Source organism: Micromonospora sp. NPDC048947, from assembly GCF_040649495.1.
GTDB classification, from domain to species: domain Bacteria; phylum Actinomycetota; class Actinomycetes; order Mycobacteriales; family Micromonosporaceae; genus Micromonospora; species Micromonospora alfalfae.
Genome location: NZ_JBEZFO010000043.1, coordinates 1 through 18,636, shown reverse-complemented (window position 1 = coordinate 18,636; position 18,636 = coordinate 1). Strand labels below are relative to the sequence as shown.

General features: G+C 67.0%; 20 protein-coding genes and 1 pseudogene. 3 read left to right on the top strand and 18 right to left on the bottom strand.

The window, feature by feature from the left end; genetic code table 11:
• Positions 1-921 (bottom strand): annotated as a pseudogene (locus AB0B98_RS32710) (hypothetical protein); the annotation flags it as partial.
• A complete protein-coding gene (locus AB0B98_RS32705; protein WP_357367683.1) occupies positions 918-1,520 on the bottom strand; it encodes an RNA polymerase sigma factor in 603 nt (200 codons plus the stop codon). The pseudogene AB0B98_RS32710 and the gene AB0B98_RS32705, both read right to left, overlap by 4 nt.
• 344 nt (positions 1,521-1,864) lie before the next feature.
• Here AB0B98_RS32705 and AB0B98_RS32700 point away from each other — a divergent pair, with 344 nt between their 5' ends.
• Positions 1,865-2,359, top strand: coding sequence for a winged helix-turn-helix domain-containing protein (locus AB0B98_RS32700; protein ID WP_357367681.1), 495 nt, complete (start codon positions 1,865-1,867; stop codon positions 2,357-2,359).
• A 79-nt stretch (positions 2,360-2,438) separates the two neighbouring features.
• Entirely contained in the window at positions 2,439-2,747 is a 309-nt protein-coding gene (locus tag AB0B98_RS32695; RefSeq protein ID WP_357367679.1) for a transposase, read from the top strand.
• A 177-nt stretch (positions 2,748-2,924) separates the two neighbouring features.
• Here the strand turns inward: AB0B98_RS32695 and AB0B98_RS32690 are convergent, their stop codons facing one another.
• The 16 genes from AB0B98_RS32690 to AB0B98_RS32615 all read right to left on the bottom strand — a co-directional run bounded on the left by AB0B98_RS32690 (position 2,925) and on the right by AB0B98_RS32615 (position 16,912).
• Positions 2,925-3,383, bottom strand: a complete 459-nt coding sequence (locus tag AB0B98_RS32690; RefSeq protein ID WP_357367677.1) for an NUDIX domain-containing protein — start codon at positions 3,381-3,383, stop codon at positions 2,925-2,927.
• Between the two features lie 13 nt (positions 3,384-3,396).
• Complete coding sequence (gene tunM / locus AB0B98_RS32685) at positions 3,397-4,047, bottom strand: UDP-N-acetyl-tunicamine-uracil synthase TunM (RefSeq protein ID WP_128839950.1); 651 nt, start codon at positions 4,045-4,047, stop codon at positions 3,397-3,399.
• Between the two features lie 7 nt (positions 4,048-4,054).
• Entirely contained in the window at positions 4,055-4,744 is a 690-nt protein-coding gene (locus AB0B98_RS32680) for a phosphatase PAP2 family protein (protein WP_357367675.1), read from the bottom strand.
• Entirely contained in the window at positions 4,741-4,986 is a 246-nt protein-coding gene (locus tag AB0B98_RS32675) for a phosphopantetheine-binding protein (RefSeq protein WP_128839952.1), read from the bottom strand. The genes AB0B98_RS32680 and AB0B98_RS32675 overlap by 4 nt, the downstream gene beginning before the upstream one ends.
• 39 nt (positions 4,987-5,025) lie before the next feature.
• Positions 5,026-5,814, bottom strand: a complete 789-nt coding sequence (locus tag AB0B98_RS32670) for an ABC transporter permease (RefSeq protein WP_037919781.1) — start codon at positions 5,812-5,814, stop codon at positions 5,026-5,028.
• On the bottom strand, positions 5,798-6,712 hold the full coding sequence (locus AB0B98_RS32665) for an ABC transporter ATP-binding protein (protein ID WP_037920050.1): 915 nt from the start codon (positions 6,710-6,712) through the stop codon (positions 5,798-5,800). Before AB0B98_RS32665 ends, AB0B98_RS32670 begins: the two co-directional genes overlap by 17 nt.
• Before the next feature lie 2 nt (positions 6,713-6,714).
• Positions 6,715-8,262: an alkaline phosphatase family protein gene (locus AB0B98_RS32660; RefSeq protein ID WP_357367672.1), complete on the bottom strand. Its 1,548-nt coding sequence runs from the start codon at positions 8,260-8,262 to the stop codon at positions 6,715-6,717.
• Positions 8,259-8,870, bottom strand: coding sequence for a histidine phosphatase family protein (locus tag AB0B98_RS32655; protein ID WP_357367670.1), 612 nt, complete (start codon positions 8,868-8,870; stop codon positions 8,259-8,261). Before AB0B98_RS32655 ends, AB0B98_RS32660 begins: the two co-directional genes overlap by 4 nt.
• Position 8,871: 1 nt before the next feature.
• Entirely contained in the window at positions 8,872-9,855 is a 984-nt protein-coding gene (galE, locus tag AB0B98_RS32650; protein WP_128839958.1) for a UDP-glucose 4-epimerase GalE, read from the bottom strand.
• On the bottom strand, positions 9,852-10,556 hold the full coding sequence (locus tag AB0B98_RS32645) for a PIG-L deacetylase family protein (RefSeq protein WP_357367669.1): 705 nt from the start codon (positions 10,554-10,556) through the stop codon (positions 9,852-9,854). Before AB0B98_RS32645 ends, galE begins: the two co-directional genes overlap by 4 nt.
• Positions 10,553-11,971, bottom strand: coding sequence for a glycosyltransferase family 4 protein (locus AB0B98_RS32640; RefSeq protein ID WP_357367667.1), 1,419 nt, complete (start codon positions 11,969-11,971; stop codon positions 10,553-10,555). Before AB0B98_RS32640 ends, AB0B98_RS32645 begins: the two co-directional genes overlap by 4 nt.
• The gene (gene tunC, locus AB0B98_RS32635) at positions 11,971-12,927 is read right to left on the bottom strand and encodes an N-acetyl-D-glucosaminyl-tunicaminyl-uracil acyltransferase TunC (RefSeq protein ID WP_357367665.1); all 957 of its coding nucleotides are present in this window, start codon (positions 12,925-12,927) and stop codon (positions 11,971-11,973) included. Before tunC ends, AB0B98_RS32640 begins: the two co-directional genes overlap by 1 nt.
• A gap of 3 nt (positions 12,928-12,930) precedes the next feature.
• Entirely contained in the window at positions 12,931-13,947 is a 1,017-nt protein-coding gene (locus tag AB0B98_RS32630) for a radical SAM protein (RefSeq protein WP_128839962.1), read from the bottom strand.
• Positions 13,947-14,912, bottom strand: coding sequence for a UDP-N-acetyl-alpha-D-glucosamine 5,6-dehydratase TunA (tunA, locus tag AB0B98_RS32625; RefSeq protein ID WP_357367662.1), 966 nt, complete (start codon positions 14,910-14,912; stop codon positions 13,947-13,949). Before tunA ends, AB0B98_RS32630 begins: the two co-directional genes overlap by 1 nt.
• Positions 14,913-15,392: 480 nt before the next feature.
• Positions 15,393-15,713, bottom strand: a complete 321-nt coding sequence (locus AB0B98_RS32620; RefSeq protein ID WP_357367660.1) for a hypothetical protein — start codon at positions 15,711-15,713, stop codon at positions 15,393-15,395.
• The gene (locus AB0B98_RS32615; protein WP_357367684.1) at positions 15,710-16,912 is read right to left on the bottom strand and encodes an IS110 family transposase; all 1,203 of its coding nucleotides are present in this window, start codon (positions 16,910-16,912) and stop codon (positions 15,710-15,712) included. The genes AB0B98_RS32620 and AB0B98_RS32615 overlap by 4 nt, the downstream gene beginning before the upstream one ends.
• A gap of 407 nt (positions 16,913-17,319) precedes the next feature.
• Here AB0B98_RS32615 and AB0B98_RS32610 point away from each other — a divergent pair, with 407 nt between their 5' ends.
• Positions 17,320-18,516 carry a glycoside hydrolase family 64 protein gene (locus AB0B98_RS32610; RefSeq protein ID WP_114933548.1) on the top strand — a complete coding sequence of 399 codons (1,197 nt, stop codon included), beginning with the start codon at positions 17,320-17,322 and terminating at the stop codon, positions 18,514-18,516.
• The last annotated feature ends 120 nt before the right edge of the window (positions 18,517-18,636 follow it).

Here is an 18,636-nt window from a genome sequence, read left to right as displayed (position 1 = left end):
GCGGGGCGCCCCCACGAAGCTGCCCAGCGCGAGCGCGGCCAGCGTCAGCGCCAGCCCCGGCAGCAGCCAGGCGGCCGCCCCCGGACCGCCCGCGGCCGGGGGCAGCGCCGCCCCGGCGAGGGTCAGCGCGGGAACGCTCACCCCGAGGACGGCGGCGGCCCGGACCAGCAGCAGCCGCAGCCCGCCGGACGGGGTCGAGGTGACGACCTCGTACAGCGGATCGGCGTGCCGCCCGTACGACAGGGCCACCCCGGCGAGCGGCAGCACCGGCGCCGTCACCAGCAACAACGGCCGTACGGAGGCCCCGAGCCCGGCCCCGTACGACAGCCCGAGGGCCCCGAGGACCACGACGCCGAGCGCCACCGCCCAGGCGCCCCGCAGGGCGGGCCCCGCCGCCCAGAGAACCCGGGCGGCCCGGGACAGCCGCGGCGACACCCCCGTGGCCCCCGCGGCTGTCGTGTGGGTTGCGGAGGTGCGGGCGTCGGCGGGTGGGTTTGTGGTGGGGGCCGCGTGGGCGGCTGGGCTCTCGCCGGTGCTCGCGCGGGCAGCGGGGCCCGCGGTGATGCGTGGACTCGCAGTGGTGCTCGCGGCGGCGCCCGCGTTGCCGTACGCGGGACCCTCCGGCCCCCCGGCGTACGCAGGGGAGTTCACCGCCCCCCGTGCCTCCGCCGCCGCCCGCTCCGGCAGCCCCTCCACCGCCACCCGCTCCAGCACCGCCGCCCGGATGCCCGCCAGCAGCGGGCCCGTCTCCGGGACCGCCCGGGCCGTCGACGAGACCAGGGCCGCGCAGGCGCCGCACGCCTCGACATGCTTCTCCACGGACCAGGCGTCGCTCTCGGCCGCCGTACCGCCCGCATAGCGCGCGGCCAGCTCGGCGTCCACGTGCCAGCCGGGGCCCCGGCCCGGACGTTCCCGCCTCATGCCGTACCTCCCAGGGCTTCGCCCTCCGGCGCCAGCCGCTCCAGGGCGGCCCGCAGTTCGCGGCGGGCCCGCATCGCGCGGGTCTTGACCGTGCCCTCGGGGATGCCGAGCAGCGCCGCGGCCTCCCTCGTCGACAGCCCGTCCACCACCGTGGCGCGCAGGACCTCGCGCAGTTCCGGGGAGATCCCGGCCAGCGCGGTGCCCACGTCCCCGTACTCCAGGCCTGCCAGCACCCGGTCCTCGGCGGAGGGCGCGAGGGCCTCCGGGGCCGGGCGGACCGGACTCAGGGGCCGTTCGGCGCGGGCGTCCGCCCGCAGGGCGTCGACGAGCCGGCGCGAGGCGATCACCCACAGCCACCCGCCGACCTGCGCGCCCCGGTGCGAGGCGGCGGAGCGCCACACGGTCACGAAGGTGTCCTGGAGCACTTCGCGTACGGTCTCCGCATCCGCGCACCGCCGCGCGAGCCGGGCGTGCAGCCACCCGGCGTGCCGGTCGTAGAGCGCGCCGAGCGCGTCCGTGTCGCCGCGTGCCACGGCACGTACGAGTGCCGCGTCATCCTTCTCCGTACCGTCATCCCGGTCCTCCCCCGCAGGGCGCAACAGCCTCACACCCTCCCTATCGCCCGCCGGACCGTATCCGGTTCACGCGGCTTCACCGGGCTTCACGGGCCAAGGAGAGGCGGGCCGGAGGCAGGCGGGGGAGGGGGCCAGGGGAATAGCGGTTCCCCGCCGCGCGCTCCCGAGGACAGAGGCCCCTGGCGGCGGCGCGATTGTCCCATCCCGATTGTTGCTGCATCGGGACCTGTCTCTGAGCTGCGGGATGAAGAAACGTGTTGGTCCGTACGGCCCGGATCTGCGCAGGTTGACTTTGCATTTTCGCGTTAAGAGGTTCAACTTGTGGTGTCGTAGGGGCTGACGGCTGGTCGTCAGCTGAGGTATCACCTGTGCATGCGGTATCCACAAGGGGGGGCACCGCCGAACGCCAGCAGTTCCACGAGGAGTTACGGTTCCAGGCGGCGGAGCGGTTCGCCCGGGGCGAGGCGAGCTCGGTGATCGCCAGGGGCCTGCGGGTCAGTGTCCGGTCGGTGCAGCGGTGGCGGCGGACATGGGACGAGGGCGGCCCGCGTGCCCTGCGGTCACAGGGACCGGCTTCGCTTCCCAGGCTGAGCCAGAAGCAGTTCGCCCAGCTGGAAGCGGAGCTGGCCAAGGGGCCGGCCGCGCACGGCTGGGAAGACCAGCGGTGGGCGCTGGCGCGGGTGAAGACGGTGATCGGCCGGCGCTTCCACCTGACCTACACCGTCCAGGGCGTGCGCAAGCTCCTGGTCCGCAACGGCTGGTCCTGCCAGGTCCCGGCCCGACGCGCCATCGAGCGGGACGACGAGGCGGTCGCGGGGTGGGGCAAGGAAGTGTGGCCCTGCGCGGAAGACTCGCGGCGGTGAGTGGAGCCTGGCTCGTCTTCGAGGACGAGGCCGGATTCTCCATGACGCCGCCGCAGGCCAAGACCTGGTCCCGGCGCGGGTGGACCCCGGTGGTGCGGGTCCGCGGCCGTTCCCGCAGACGGATATCCATAAGGCCGCCGGCCTCCGAGAGTTTGCCGAGGCACGGGACTGGCTGACCATCTACTACCTGCCGCCCTACGCACCCGACCTCAACCCCGTCGAAGGCATCTGGTCCCTCCTACGGCGCGGATGGCTCTCCAACGTCGCCTTCAGCACGCCCGATCACCTCATCCAACGCATCCGACACGGCCTACGGCACATCCAGTACCGCAGCCACCTCATAGACGGATGCCTGGCCGAGACCGGCCTGACCATCAGACCCGGCTGACCGACCACGACACCACGCGTTCAACCTCAGTAGTCGTTCACTTCAGTCTGATGTGGACTCCATCGATGGTCAGAGAGCGTTGCGTCGAACGGCTGGCGGCCGACCCCTGGCCTCGCGAGGTCCGCCGAGGAGACGGAGGTGATTCTCGATGTCGCAGCCCGGCGGCGCGCGGTTTCGTCAGATGTGTGTGGCCTCGAAGAGTGAGAGGACCTCCGTTCCTTCATGGACGCGGAGCGTCACGGAAGCCCTGGCTGTGAGGGCGTCTTCAAGGCGCGGTCGATAGAGGGGGTGCAGTCGCGTGAGAGCATCCTCCACGTCCGCCCACTCGGCGGCACTGGATTCCGCTGTTGGGCGAGGTTCCCCCGACACGGCTGTGGCGATGAAGATGCCGGCGAGGATGCCCCGGCTCGGATGCTGGTAGACGCCCACCAGGCCGTGGACTTTGACGTGGACCCCGGTCTCCTCGTAAGTCTCGCGAGTGGCGGCATCATGGAATGCCTCGCCCGGATCCACCAAGCCGCCGGGCAGCTCCCATCGTTCCGGGGAGCGGCGGCGCGCAATAAGGACACGTCCCACGTCGTTGAACGTAACGCAGGTGGCCCCCAGGGCGTATCTTCTCGGCGGCTGAGAGATCATGTGTGTCCGGCTGCTAATCACTTCCCAGCCCTGCCTTCATGTTGTGAAAGACCAGAAGATATCTCCAGAAGAGGAGGCGTCGAATCCGCCTGCCTGGAAGATATGCAGCACTGTCTTCTCGGATCTCCGCAAGCGACATCGAAGGGGGCGCCACAGGTGCTGAAGGAGACTGCGTGCCCCGATCGGCACGGCTTCCTGACCAGCTTTCTCGGAAGAACACCGCAGCACGCCAAATAGCGTTCACAGGTACGGCCAGAAGGCTTACGGCGTGGTCCCATAGTGTTGCTTCTCGGTAGCAGCCGAGGATCACCAAGACGCCGTTCGCGGTGAGCGATGCGCGCAGCTTCTGCACGGTCTCAAAGGGGACGTGGTGGATGCTGGCCAAGCACGCGATGTAGTCGTACGTGTCCGGCGTCAAGGTTAGGCGTGTGATATCTGCCCGCTGGAAGCGGATCTGCCTGGGGAGAGCGAGAGTAGAATTCTTCTCTCGTGCGGCGGTGACGACGTGATTATCTACGTCAATGGCATCTACTTCGATTCCTCGAACCGCTAGTTTTTGTGCGAACCTCCCTGTGCCGCAGCCCACCTCAAGGGCCCTTCGGCATGATTCGGGGAGTTCACGAAGTAACAGGTCATGGTAATGATCGTTGTGGTTGAACGGCACGGCGTCATCATGACACGGGCTCGTCCAGGGAGCCCGACCCTGCTTGACGGGCCTCGCGTTGCAAGCGGCTGACTGACTGGCGGTGCAGCACGAAGGCGGCGACGGCCAGCCAGCCGGCGCCCAAGAGTTGCCCAGCGAGCACATCGACACTGAAGTGCGCACCGAGAAGGACCCTGCTCCACGCGACGAGTTCGGCGCTCACCCCAGCAAGGAACAGCATCAGTGCGGAGACGGCCCGCGGCATCTGGGAACTGAAGTAGAGCGCGGCCAGCAGGAATCCGGTCGTCACACCGACCGCGTGTCCGCTGGGGAAACTGAAGCCGTCGGCTTGAATCGAGGCACAATCCAAGGACGGACGCTGTCGTTCAACCCATCCCTTGATCAGGTTGCAGCTCACTGTGGCGGCGTACGGAATGACCAAAAGGACTGCGGCAGCTGTGATGTTCCGCCGGATCAGCGCGAAGCACGCGGATCCGGCGGCAATGATGGTCACGGGCCACGGGTTGCCCCACGAGGTCAGTGCCTCGAGAAGCCGGGCACTGGACGCGCTGCTGCTCGTCCAGGCGCAGAGCGTCTCGCTCAGCCGTTCGTCCCACCGGAAGGTGACGAGGACGAGTAACAGACCGGCGTGGGCCGCTGCCCACCACGCGAACCAGGCCAGTGACCGAGGCCGGTCGCCCGAGTGGTTTCGGATCATGCGGGGCTGGTGGACTTCGAAATGTGGTCCAGCAGCCCGCGGGGCGTACGGATCGTCCGCAGGGTGCTGTCCTCTATCTGGCAGTCGAACTCGTCCTCGATACGGCTGATGATCTCAATCTGGTTGAGGGAGTCGATGTCCAGATCGCCGAAGGTGACGTCCAGCTGTTCCTGGGAGAAGGCGTTCCCGGTGATTTCCTCGATCAGGGGTGCGAGGACTGCGAGGAACTGTTGCTCGGTCATGGATGTGTTTCCCTTCGTGATGAGTGATCGATGGTTGCGTCACGAGGCGCGGCGCCCATAGCGGGCACGCCAGTGCATACGTGTGCTGGTCAGGCCCCACACCGCGCCGGCGAAGATGGCAAGAATCGCCATGTCAGCAAGGGCCCGGGAGGCGTCGGGTGCCGTTAAGGAGTGACGCAGGCTGTCGGCCGCGTAGACCGCCGGGTTGAGGTTGCCGATCCAGATCAGTGCGTCGGGCAGCAGTTCTGGTGGGACTGCCACCGGGCCTGCGGCCATCATGAGGAGCGTGGTGGCCAGGCTGAGAGAGGAAGCCTGTTCGATGGTTCCGGATCTGCTGCCGATGAAGGCCCCCAGTCCGGCTGAAGGGAGCAGGGCGAGCAGGAGGCACAGCGGGGCGAGTGGCGAGAACGTGAGCGGGACGTCGAGTAGGGCCGAGCCGAGCAGCAGGGTGACCGCGATGGCAGGCAGCGACAGGATGGAGAAGGCTGCGAGTGTGGCAAAGATGAGAGCCTCGCGACGGACAGGCAGCGCGGCATAGTACTCGAAGGCGCCGTTTCCGCGCATGAACGCGAAGTTGCTGGCGATTTTATTTTGAGTCTCGAACAGGATCGCCATGGTGACACTGCCGGTCAGGACATATTCGGTCGCGGCGTGGCCAGAGTTCCGGGCGAAGAGCCCCAAGGCGGCGATGCTGACCAAAGGGGCAAGCACACCAGTTAGCACCATCTGGGGCCAGGACCACCGCCAGTTGGTGAGCTGAATCCTGAACAGGTCCCAGACCTGCCCAAGGAAGCTCAGTCCGAGCTTTTTGTCATGCGTAGCTGACATACACGTCTTCCAGTGTCGCTGTGTGCATTGTGAACTCGGGGAACTGGGTGAGGTCCACGTCCTTGGTCAGGTGCGGCAGGTCGGCGGAGTCGACCAGGGCGACGACCTTGCCGCGGTGCTCGGACTGCACCCGGACATAGTCAGGCAGCCCGTGCACTTGTGCGTCGCCCAGCGTGATCGACAGGCGTACCTGGGAATGGAGCGAGGACTTCAGCTCGGCCGGAGCGCCCAGCGCGACGAGCCGACCTTCCTTGAGGATTCCGACCCGCTCGATCACCTGTTCCGCTTCGATGGCGTTGTGGGTGATGAGGATTATTGTGTGACCATCGCGTTGGTTCAGTTCCCTGAAAAGCTGCCATACCTGGCGGCGCCGAGACGGGTCCAACTCGTTGGTGGGCTCATCCAAGATGAGCACCGGCGGTGATCCGACCAAGGTCACCGCGATCTGCAGTAGTCGGCGTTCTCCGCCGGAGAGCTGTCGGGCGACCTTGCCGGCCAGGTGGGTCAGGCCGAGCAACTCCAACAGGGCGTCACGCTCCCGGCGGGCCGCCTTGGCGGCGACACCGCGGAGGTGTGCACTGAAGTAGACCGCCTCTTTGACGGTCAGGCTGTTCAGGGCGAAGGCAGTCTGGGGCATGTAGCCAACCGTGGCCGCCGTGAAACGAGGATGGGTAAAGACATCGCGCCCCAGCAGTCTCACCGTCCCCCCGTCCGGTCGCACCAGTCCGATCATCTGCTTGATCAGGGTTGTCTTTCCCGCACCGTTGCTGCCCAGAAGCCCGAAGAATTCGCCCTGCTTGATGTGAAAAGAGATCTCGCCATTGGCCGGCCTAGGGGATCCGTCGAACTGCTTGTGCAGGCCCTCGACCTCATATGCGTAAGGAAGGTTCTCCGGCACGATCACATCTCCCGCGCCGCTTGCCGCCAGATGCTGCGGACCACGGCTGAGGCCCCCGTGATGTCGCTGGGGGGAGCCAGCCGCGCTGCTACCCGGCCGAAGCAGCGGAAGAAGCCACTCATGGCTGAGTCGCTGGGCAGGTAACCGTGTGATGCGGACGCCACGCTCTCGCTCGGTGTCGCGTTGCTGTACTGGAATTCGGTGTGCGGGCCGCAGGTCACCGTGAGATGGCCCAGCCGCGGGCTGCCTACCGGAAAATTCAACTGGTCCTGTTCGGCTGGAGTGAGCACGCTGATGGAATGATCGAGTGCGCGCAGTGCCCGGTCGAGGCGCTTCTTCTCCGCCGGCGGCAGAGGTGCGTCGGCGTACAGGTAGGCGCAGTTGCTGTCACCTTGGAAGACCATGCGGTCGGCGAGGCCGAGGTCCTCCAGCACGTGGTTCGGGCGCAGGTGGGTCTCGACGTAGTCGATGCCGTGGTCGGAGAAGAAGAGGAACTCCGTATGCTCACCGACGGCCCGGGCGAGCCGCATCACGCAGGCATCGATCCGGGCGTAGACGTCCAGAATCTGCTGCCATGCGCGACTTCGTTCGCTGGAGGTGCCTCGGACCGCATGCCAGTAAAGGAACTCCTGGGCATGGTCAGCCTGGTTGAAGCGCACGAACAGGACATCGGGGTCATGCTGCTTCAGGACGTCGAGGGCGGTCTGTTCCACCCACTCGGCACGAGGCGACTCGTGGAACGTGTGGTCTGGATTGGCGGTGTATTCGACGTACAGGGACGCGGGCCCTTCACCAGCGCGGTCCGGCATATCGAGCCCGCCGAATCCCAGAGTGATAACGGCGGTTCCCAGACGCACCTCGATCTGGCCTTCGTCGAGCCTGCGGCAGGAGACCGCCACGGACACGGAACCCGAAGACACGGGGATGTCCAGCCGCGTGGGCCGGAGGCCGTCGGCCACGACAGCGGTCTCTCGGTGGCTTCCCACCGTGATCACGTTCGTATGCTGATCGACCCGGAGATACAAGGTCACCTCGTATCCCAGGTAGGAGAGCTGCACCACCCCCTCGGCCGCCCCGTCAACGGTCGGTCCGAGCGCGACGACCAGGTCCCGGGCGGGGGCGTACAAGCAGTAGCAGCTGGGGATCGCGAGCTGGGCGTTGCGGGAGAAGGTCTGCGGGAAGTGGACGGCGGCGGCCGACGCCCCTTGCCGGGCAAACCAGTCGAGCAGGCTCGGTGCGGTGAGCGAGCTTTCCTCGTAGGGGTGAAACGATGAAAGCGGATCGTCCGAGCGCCGGCGGATCTCCGCAACACTCTCCCGCTCCCAGAAGCGGTTCCCCACGATCCCGTGCCCGCTCGGGTACGTCCCGGTAAGAAAGGACGCGTGGGAGGGCGCTGTGGACGAGGGGTAGATACTGTGCAGCTCGTGCACGGCAGTGCCGGGAAGTGTCGGCATGGCCCGGCTCAGATTGAAGAAGTCGTGCTCGCGGATGATCCCGGGAAGCCCGCCGTCGACACAGATGACGACCATACGCCTGCGCCGCCCGCTCATGTGCTCAACTCCGCTGTGCTCAGGGATCCGTGATCCATCAGGGTCTGTGGGGCGAAGGTGACATTGTGTTGGTGCAGAAGCCAGGCACCACCCGAGTCTCCGGGACGGTACTGCCAGTGTGTGATTCCAGCGTGCGCAACCAGCAGCTCTACCCTGCCGGTCCCGCCACACAGCAGTTCATTGACAGCGTCGAAGAAGCCACTGTGGGTGACCAACACCATCCGCTGGTCCTCCGACGCCTGATGACACAGCTCGCTCATGCATGTGGCGACCCGCGTCATGAACACATGCCATGACTCCGCCCCCGGCGGCGGCGGATGGAGCCGGTCCTCCCGCGGGTTCGGCAGAAGCTCACCCGCGACCGGCGACCAGACGATCTCGTTGAGGCGCGGATCCTCCCGTGCGGCAAGGCCGGTGTGCGCCGCGACGATATCGGCGGTCTGCCGGGCGCGGGGAAGCACACTGGTGCGAAGCTCTGTGGGACGCTGCTCAGCCAGCCAATGAGCCGCAGCCTGCGCCTGTCGGCGTCCTCGCTCGGTCAGGCGATCCTGGTGCGGGTCGAACTTTCCGGAACGGTCCTCGGCGTGGCGCAGTAGGTAGAGGTGCATGTCACTCCAGCGACGCGGGGGTACTGGTGTGCCAGTTCCACGCCGTACGAACGATGAGGTCAAGGTCGCGTTCTGCTCGCCAGCCGAATCGGCTCAACGCCAGACTCGGATCGGCCCAGGACAGACCTGGGTCCCCTGGACGGCGGGGCGCCATGGCAACCGGGATCTCCTTCCCGGAGACGTCGTGCAAGACATCGATCAGCTCGCGCACGCTGACGGGCTGGCCGCGGCCCAGGTTCACCGGCCCGCACTGACTGCCCTCTTGCAGGCCCTCCAGGACCCGCACGTGGGCCTGGGCGAGATCCTCGACGTGGATGTAGTCGCGCAGAGCCGTCCCGTCGGTCGTCGGGTAGTCGTTGCCGAAGATCCGCAGGGTGGGCGCCAGGCCCAGGGTTGCGCGTACGGCCACCGGGAGGAGTTGGGTTGCTGCCGGGCCCGCGTACTCTCCCAGGGAAGCGTCGTCGGCTGCACCTGCCGCGTTGAAGTACCGCAGGTTGGCGTAGCGCATCCTGGTGGCCTGCGCGTAGGAGGCGATCACGCGCTCGCACAGGTACTTCGTCTCTCCGTACGGACTTTCGGGCCGTACGGGCGCGGTCTCATCCACCGGGCAGATTTGCGGGGTGCCGTACACGGCGCACGAGGAGGAGAAGACGAAGCGCTCCACACCGGTGCGTGCGCACAGGGCGAGCACGTTCTGCGTCCCCGTCAGGTTGACGGAGAAGTACGTGTTGATGTCACGCAGCGACTCTTCAGAGGACTTCAGGGCCGCGAAGTGGATCACGGCCTCAGGGAGAAACTCCTCGAAGACCGTGCCCATGCCGGCGATATCGAGGATGTCCACCACGCGCAGGTGGCAGCCACGGACTGCTTCGCGGCGGCCCGTGCTGAGGTTGTCGACAACCACGACGTCGTGGCCGGCCGCAAGGAGGCGCCGTACGGTGAAGGAGCCCACATACCCGGCACCCCCAGTCACGAGCACTCTCATCGCACATCAACTCCACTGGGAACCGCTGCCATGGGGCCGCGTAGTTCTCGTCCGATCATGAATGCCTCAGCCGCTTCCACTCCCACCTGCGTCCCCCGGTATGAAGCCAGCGTCCGAACGGCCGCCAGGGAGCGAGGGTGGGGCGGGTCGTACAGCTCGTACGGGTAGGCGGCAAGTGCCCGGCACTTGGCTTCGACGTGCCCGGTGACGTCGTAGAACAGGTTGGGGGTGAACGGCGCCACCAGGCCCGATTGCTGTTCCGTGGAAGACAGGACCTCGAAGTGCAGCACCTGCCGAACGGAGCCGGACCCGAGGACGCGGGTGCCGTACCCCACTGCATGGGCGACGCTGCGGTGGTCCGCGTGGATGTCGCCAGGGTGGTGAGTGAAGACCACTTCGGGCTGTGCCTCACGCAGGGCGTGGCTAACCGCATCGACGACCTGTCGCTGGGGGAGGTCGGCCAGGAGGCGTCCGTCGGCCGCCAGACCGCCGAACGACACCTCGGCCGCACCGAGCTCCCTGGCCGCCACCCGGCAGCGATCCCGCGCCTCCTCGATCTTCACCCCCGAATGCCGCAGCGAGATACCCTCGGCGAGGATGTGGATCTGGACCGCCGCGCCCTGCTGGCTCAATGCCGACACCGTGGCCCCGGCACCGAGAACCTCGTCATCCGGGTGTGCGGCGATGACAAGGACCTTCACGCGGGCTCCGTAACCGGTCGTTCGCCGTCCGCGGTGCGGGCCGCAGGCGTCGCCTGACCATCCTGCCGGACCAGCGCGCCCATGGCGTAGAGCCGGTGCGCAAGCACACCGAGCGTCTCTTCGGGGAGCTTGGTCAACTGGAGTGGGTCACCGGCTTCGACCGCGGTGCGCACGACAGCGCACGTAGCGCTGTCCAGTTCCATGATGTGCGATGTACGCGGCACGAAGACGAAGCCGCCTTGTGTCTCTTCACGCAGCCGTACGTCGTCCCACACCACTTCGTGAAGGACCGTCTCCGGGGTGAGCTGTTCCAGGGCCAGGAGATCGAGACGGTGGGCGAGGTACTCCACGCGTCGTACTGCACGATGTCCGCCGCGAACCGACTCGGATCCGGCGGCTCCCATGGTCTCGGCGGCTTCGCGGTCGCTCAGGAGCCGCTGCATCGCCTGCCGCAGGTCCTCGTCGTCGATGACCAGCAGACCGTGCCGCTCGTCCTCGACGAACTCCGGGATGCCGCCCTGGACAGAGGCGATGACGGGGCGGCCGGCGGCCATGGCCTCCTTGAGCGCGAGCGGGCCGGTCTCGGGAACCGTGCTGGTGAGGACCACGGCGTCACTGGCCTTGATTACCGGGGCGACGTGGTCCTGGTGGCCGAGGAATCGGACCCGTTCGGCGACACCCCGTTCGATGGTCTGGCCTCGTAGTTCTGCCTCCAGCGGCCCCTCACCCGCGACCACCAGCAGCGGGGGCGCGGCGTCCGGCGGCAGCTCCAGGTCAGCGAAGGCGTCGATCACCTGGTCGATGCCCTTCTCCCAGGCCAGGCGGGCCAGCACGAGGAGGACGAACTGGTCTGATTCGGCTCCGAGTTCCTTTCGAGCGGCGCCGCGGTCGGCGGCGTCCAGAGCCGCGAGCAGAGGCTCCCCGACGCCACTGGTGAGTATCTCGACCTGTTCGTCCTTCAAGACACCGGCGTTGATCAGCGGCTCGAACTGGCGTTGACGCTGTTCCCGTGACGTGGTGAAGACCAGGTTCACGCCAGTGAACAGGTCGCGCACCTCGTCGGTGGTTCCCAAAGGGAACGCCGAGTGCCGGAAGAGGCACACGGCGGCATCAGTCGCGCCCTGCGACTGGGCGTGGTGGACCGCGGCGGCGTCCGCGCGGCCGGAGACACACACGATATGAGGACGACGATGCCGCAGCGCCCTGCAAACCGCCTCGGCCGCGTCGTCGCTGGCGAACGCCGGCACACTCACGGTCGTCACCCCGGCGGCACGGCACTGCTCAAGCATGGCTCCACCTTCCTCCGCGAGGACGGTGACCGCATGGCCTGCCTGCGCCAGCCCGAGCGCCATGTCGTGCATGTAGCGGTGTTTGCCGCCCCATACCTGATCGGAGACAGTGAAGATGATCTCCATTAGTTCCGAACACCCCTCCCGAAGATTCCCGGGCACGAGCCAGGAATGGTCCATAAAGCACTGAATGCGCGAAGAGCCGCCAAGCGGGCGTTGCCTACGCCTCCCAGCACGGCATAGGTCATGCCGCTGGCTCGCGCTTCGCGCAGACACTCCTCGATGAGCGCTGTTGCCAAGGACAGATCGCGACCGCGTGCCTCGGGCACGAGCGCAATCGCAGACAGCATCCCGAGCCGCGCAGTGTCGTAGGCAAGGAAGCCGAGCAAGCGGTCCTTGGGCGGCAGTTCCTTGTTCCGGTCGACCACGATCACAGACGAGATCGGATCCCGTGAGAACGACCGGTGGATCTCGCTCGCCCAGCCTCCACCGAAGGTCTCTCTGAGCCAGTCGACAATCAGCAGCTCCTCACTCGCTTCGGGACGACGCACCCACAGGTCTCGGCCGTTGACCGTAAGAGACGTGGGAGTGGAACTCGGCGTCCAGGTCCGGAAGTCGATGAAGAGATCCGCCCATTCAAGGCTCTTGTCGTCCCGCGCCGCCGCGCTCTTGCGTTCGCTTGAATCGGGAATCCACCACGCCGCCTGCCGCAGCACCGACGGGAAGTGGTCCGCGTATTCGCTGACTTCCGTCATCGCGTAGGCATACCCCAGCCACTGAAGCCGCTCGAGTGCGACATGGACGAGAAGCCAGTGCATGCCCGCACGCTCCGCCGGGGCGACCACGGCGGCCACCTCGCAGGCGCCGACTGTGCCCGGGCCCTTGACGTTGATGCCACACCGGCCCAGAAGCGTCCCTTCCCGGTGCAGTTCGACGAAGGACTGGGCTCGCGGCCCAGCGGCCCCTTTGAACCGGGGAACGACACGAGCGATATCGGGCGATGCGGTGGCAGAGCTCAGAGCGTCGAGCAGAGGCTGGGACGGCGTGAGGTCGTACAGGCGTATGAGGGCCTCCCTGGACAAGGCCTACCTCACCTCCGCGCCTTCGAAGATCTGCCGGTCCAGCAGCGAGGTGAGCGGGGGACCGTCCGGTCCGTCACCGGTCGCGAAGTCCCAGAAGATCTCGCGCAGACGCTCCTCGGTGAACTCCTCCTGCTCCTGGACGAGCTGCTGCTGCCCCTGCGTCCAGATCTCCTGTACGGGAGCATCCTTGGTGTTCCCCAAGGGCGCGGCACTGTAGAGGCGGCTCATGGTCACGTCGCCTGTGGCGGAGATCGCGATGCTGCTGTCGCGCACCAGGTAGGGGAACATGACGACGTCCTGGAAGGGACGCAGCTTCTCGCCCGGGACCAAGTAGGGCGCGTTGAGGTTCAGGTCGAAGTCCGTGGCCGGCACGTCCCGCTTGAACTCGGTCACCTTACGGTGGACCGCCATGGTCTCCTCCTCTGTCAGGAGTAGACGGTTGCGGCCACCGCGGCCGTGCGCCCGGACCAGGATGAGGTCCTGGCGCCGGAAGCCGTGGGCTCGCAGGTAGTGCGCGAGGTCGAACACGTTGTGCTGGTTGGTCTTCATGACCGTGGTCAGCACCTTGAAACTGCGCACACGGTCGCGGAGGTAGATCGAGTTCTCCACGACGGTGTCGAACACGTCCATGAGCCGTACGGCGGCGAACGTCTCCCGCGTGCCGTCCATGCTGACCCGGATGGACGAAATGCCGCTGTCCACGATGCGGTCGAGCTGTTCCCGCGTGTGCGCTGCCGCGTTCGTGATGAGAGTGACGGTCGAATGGCGCAGCTTCGGAACGACGTCAAGCAGCTGCCAGAACCCCTTGCGGATCGTCGGCTCCCCACCGGTGAGGGTGATCTCGAATGTCCCCATCCGGTCCAGCTGGAGCATGATGTCCTGCAACTGCTCGATGGACAGCATCTTGCGGCGGATGTGGACGGGGATCTCCCCGGTGTTCGTGCGGCAGTGGATGCAGCGCAGGTCGCATGCGTAAGTGACATCCAGACTGGCGCGTACAGGTGCGGTGTAGCCGGCCATCAGTCGGCCCCCTCCTCTTGGAAGATACGCTGGCGTATGTCGTCAAGGTCCCGCGACTGCCACCATTCGAGAGTGAGGCGAATGCCTTCCTCGATTCCGGTCCCGCCGGACCTCTCTCCGATCTGCCGCGTCTGCAAGGCGGTGTCCGCCCGGAACTCCGTGATTTCGTTCGGCCGAGGCTGCTTCCGGGCGACCTCGGCCGCCGGAGTGGTCGCCTGCAGGATCCGGACGACGTCGTTCACGGAGAGGGACTGGCCGGAACCGAAGTTGACGACTGAGGGCAGTGGTCGGTTCGCCAACGCGATGAGCTTGTCCACGACATCCGTGATGTAGGTGAAGTCGCGACGCTGCTCACCGTCGCCCTCGACAGGCAGTTCGTTCCTGGTCAGGAGGTTGGCGCAGAGTCGGGGTACGAGGGCATCGGGCCGTTCGCCGGGGCCGTAGACGTTGAAGAAGCGAACGATGCCCACCTCTGGAGCGACTGAGGCGCGCTGGTGGGCCCTGGCCACCATCTCCAGCCCGACCTTGCTCGCGGCGTAGGGCGAGAGCGGGGACAGAGGGCTACTTTCGGGTGTCGGCAGGGTGCCGGCCTGGCCGTAGACTTCGCACGTACTCCCGACGACTACCTTCGGCACGCCAACACTCGTGCAGAGAGCCAGCAGGTGGCGGCCAGAGTCCACATTGTCGAGATAGTCGAGCGGCTGTTTGAAGGAGCGAGGAACACTCTTGTGCGACGCCAGGTGGTATACGAGGCGTACGTCAGAGAGGTCCCTCTCCTCTAACTCCAGGACGGGTTTTTCTAAGAACTTTCCGGTGCCTTCCGGAGGGATCATCGGCGGCACACGCAGGTCGTCCAGGACTGCTACTTCTTCCCCGGATGCCACCAGCGCGCGGGCAAGGTGGCCACCGATGAATCCGGCGCCTCCGGTGATGAGAATCCGGTGTTTGGAAATGTTTCTTTGCATGCCAGCACCTCGGCATCCCCGTTAGTGGGTCTACTCGAAAATGGGCCTATCGGTTGGAGCATCGCACACGCCCACATTGAGGTGGGAGGAGAGCCCCTTGACCCGTGATCGATATTTCCACCCTAAGCCGTGCACGTGACCCGTCGCGTGTGACTCGATTCACGTTTGGTCGGCCCGATGGTCTCATTCAGTCTGGGAAACCCCAGGTTGAGCCGAGATTGGGAGCGCTTCATTCCGGATATGCAGGCGCCGCGATGCCTGATCGTTCTGTCTCGAACCTGCTGTCGAATGGCTTGCTACCTTCGACGGGGCGGCGTCCTTTTCATTGCGTACCGGCGAGTAATTTTGAAGCGTGTGCGGGGCTGTTTGGCCAGCCAGGTTGCTCAGGCCGGTCATCCGATCCTGCTTTGGTGCAACACCGGCGCCCCGAAGCTCTGGTACTTGTCCCCGGGGTCCGAAGTCACTTGCCCGCATCGGTTATCAGTCGCGGATGACTGCTGCGTCGGATCGTGCCTTGGCTTGCGCGGCGCGGATCTTGAGGAGGAATTCTCCCAGGGCAGCCTTCTCACGGGCTGTTTCGGCCTGGAAGTCCTCGTCGACGCGTGTGCTGTGCCAGATGGCGCCGTCGATGCGTTCATAGTCCGGCCGCCACTCGCGCGTGATGACGGGTCTGATGTGGTTGTGGCGGAGCAGGGTGGCCCCGACCCTGCGTTTGCTGATGCTGAACCAGGCGGCGCTCTTCTCGTCCCGTCGGGACTGGGCCCGGTGGAGTGGGGGGGGTGCCCCTATGGGTTTGGTCAAGCTGATCGGGCGGGTTGGGGCTGATAGAAGGTGCCGTCGCGGAGCATCGCGAAGAGGACGTCGGCCCGTCGTCTCGCGAGGCAGAGGAGGGCTTGGGTGTGGTGTTTGCCCTGGGCGATCTTCTTGTCGTAGTAGGCCCGGGATGCGGGGTCGCCGAGGGCTGCGAACGCGGAGAGGAAGAATGCCCGTTTGAGCTGCTTGTTCCCTCTCCGGGACGGCTGTTCACCGCGGATCGAGGAGCCCGAGTTGCGGGTCGCCGGGGCGAGTCCTGCGTAGGCGGCGAGGTGGGCGGCGGAGGGGAAGCTGCTGCCGTCGCCGACCTCGATGAGGATCCTGGCTCCGGTCCTGATGCCGATCCCGGGCATCGAGATCAGGACCTGGGAAAGAGGGTGGGCCTCCAGCAGTTCCTCGATCCGGTCGGCGAGGAGTTTGCGCTGGTCGAGGACGGACTGGAGCGAGGAGGCCAGGCTCGGGACGATCAGCGCGGCGGCCTCGGTTCCGGGGACCACCACGGTCTGTTCGTCCAGCGCGGTGAAGATGTCCTCGACCAGGCGCTCGGCCATGCGGGGTGCCTTCGGCCGCAGCAGCGTGACCAGCCGTCGGCGGCCTGCCTTGCGTATCTGGGCCGGGGACCCGAACCGTTCCAGCAGGGCCAGGACGGCCGGGTGCTGCAACCGCGGGCCCAGGACCCGTTCCAGGGACGGGTGGATCTGGGCCAGCAGGCCGTGGAGCCGGTTCGCGACCCGGGTGGCCTCGCCGGTCAGGTCGTCGTCGAAGCCGACGATCATCTCCAGCTCGGCGATCGTCTCGTCTTCGAGGTCGACCGAGCGCAGGGTGTGCGGCATCGCGCGGGCGGCGTCGGCGATGATGAACGCGTCCCTCGCGTCGGTCTTGGCCTCGCCCGGGTAGAGGTCGGCGATCCGCCGCATCGTCAGCCCGGGCAGGTAGGCGACCGGGCAGCCCATGTCCCGGGCGACCGCGAGCGGCAGGGCTCCGATGGAGGCCGGCTGGTCGACCACGACCAGCACCGTTCCGTGTTCGGCCTGGAGTTTCGCGAACAGCTCGCGGAGCTTGGGCTCGGTGTTGGGCAGGCGCTTGTCGAACGCCTTCTTCCCGGCCGGGGTCACGGCGGTGGCGTGGTGTTCGCCCTTGCCGACGTCCAGGCCGAGGAAGACGTCGATGCCGCCGGTCTCGATCACGTGTGTCCTTCGGTCGTGCTCCACCCGGCCGTCCTTCGGCACCGATCGCCACATCCACATTACGAAGAGCCTCCCAACCTGCGAACAGGCTGGTGGTCATGCCCCTAATCAGCGGTCTGTCAGTGCCTCCGGGCCCGGTGACACCACCCCCCGGATCATGGCTAACAAGGGGGGGAAGTCATGCCGGGCCCGAAGGCCGGGAGCCCCATTGCGGGACCACCAAAAAGGTAATGGGGGGGCAGAGCGCGGGACCACGGCCCGGCGACTACGGCGGGGCGAGTTCGACGAGTTGAGGCACGCTCGTTGACAGTTGTTGGCGCCGGCGGGATTCTGAGAGCGCTCTCATGCTCCAGGTGATGTACCCCCCGTTCCACCCCCACGGATTTCGCCCGATGAGGAGGACGAGCATGCCCGTTCCATGGAGAGGCCTCGCTTCGCTGACCGCCGCGCTGGCCCTGGCCCTGGGTCTGACCACCGGCGTCGCCGAGCAGCCCGCCGAGGCGGCGGTGCCCGCCACCATCCCGCTGACCATCAAGAACGACTCGGGACGCGCGGACCAGATCTACATCTACAACCTCGGAACCCAGCTCTCCACCGGCCGCCAGGGCTGGGCGGACGCGAACGGCACCTTCCACCCCTGGCCCGCCGGAGGCAACCCGCCCACCCCGGCGCCGGACGCCTCGATCGCCGGGCCGCGCAACGGCCAGTCGCTCACGATCCGGATGCCGAAGTTCTCCGGCCGCGTCTACTTCTCGTACGGACAGAAGCTCGTCTTCAAGGTCACCACCGGCGGCCTGGTCCAGCCCGCGGTCCAGAACCCGAGCGACCCGAACAGGAACATCCTGTTCAACTGGACCGAGTACACGCTCAACGACGCGGGCCTGTGGATCAACAGCACCCAGGTCGACATGTTCTCCGCCCCCTACGCCGTCGGGGTCAAGGCGCCCAACGGCACCGTCAAGAACACCGGGCGGCTGAAGGCGGGCGGCTACAACGCCGTCCTCAACGGGCTCCGCAACCAGTCCGGCGGGTGGGCGGGCCTCATCCAGACCCGCTCCGACGGAACGGTCGTACGCGCCCTGTCCCCGGGGCACGGCGTCGGCTCCGGAGCCCTGCCGGCCGGCATCATGAACGACTACATCAACCGGGTCTGGAGCCGTTACAGCAGCTCCGTCCTGACGGTGACCCCGTTCGCGCACGAGCCGAACACCAAGTACTACGGCCGGGTCTCCGGGAACGTCATGAACTTCACCAACAGCGCGGGCGCCGTGGTGACCTCGTTCCAGAAGCCGGACTCCGACAGCGTCTTCGGCTGCTACAAGCACCTGGACGCCCCCAACGACCTGGTGCGCGGCCCGATCTCCCGCACCCTGTGCGCGGGCTTCAACCGCACCACCCTGCTGAACGGTACGAACCACCCCGACAACAACGCGGCGAACTTCTACAAGGACTCCGTGACCAACCACTACTCCCGCCTCATCCACGCGCAGATGGTGGACGGCAAGGCGTACGGCTTCGCCTTCGACGACGTGGGCGCCCATGAGTCGCTCGTCCACGACGGCAATCCGCAGGAGGCGTTCATCACGCTCGACCGGTTCAGCTGATCATCTGTCGTTCTCGGGCGGGGGGGGGGGGGCCGGCCCCGGGGGGGGAACACCCCCCCCCCCGCAGTGGCGAGGGGGGGGCCCGCCCGCCCCCGGCCCAACACCCGCCCCCGCAACGGG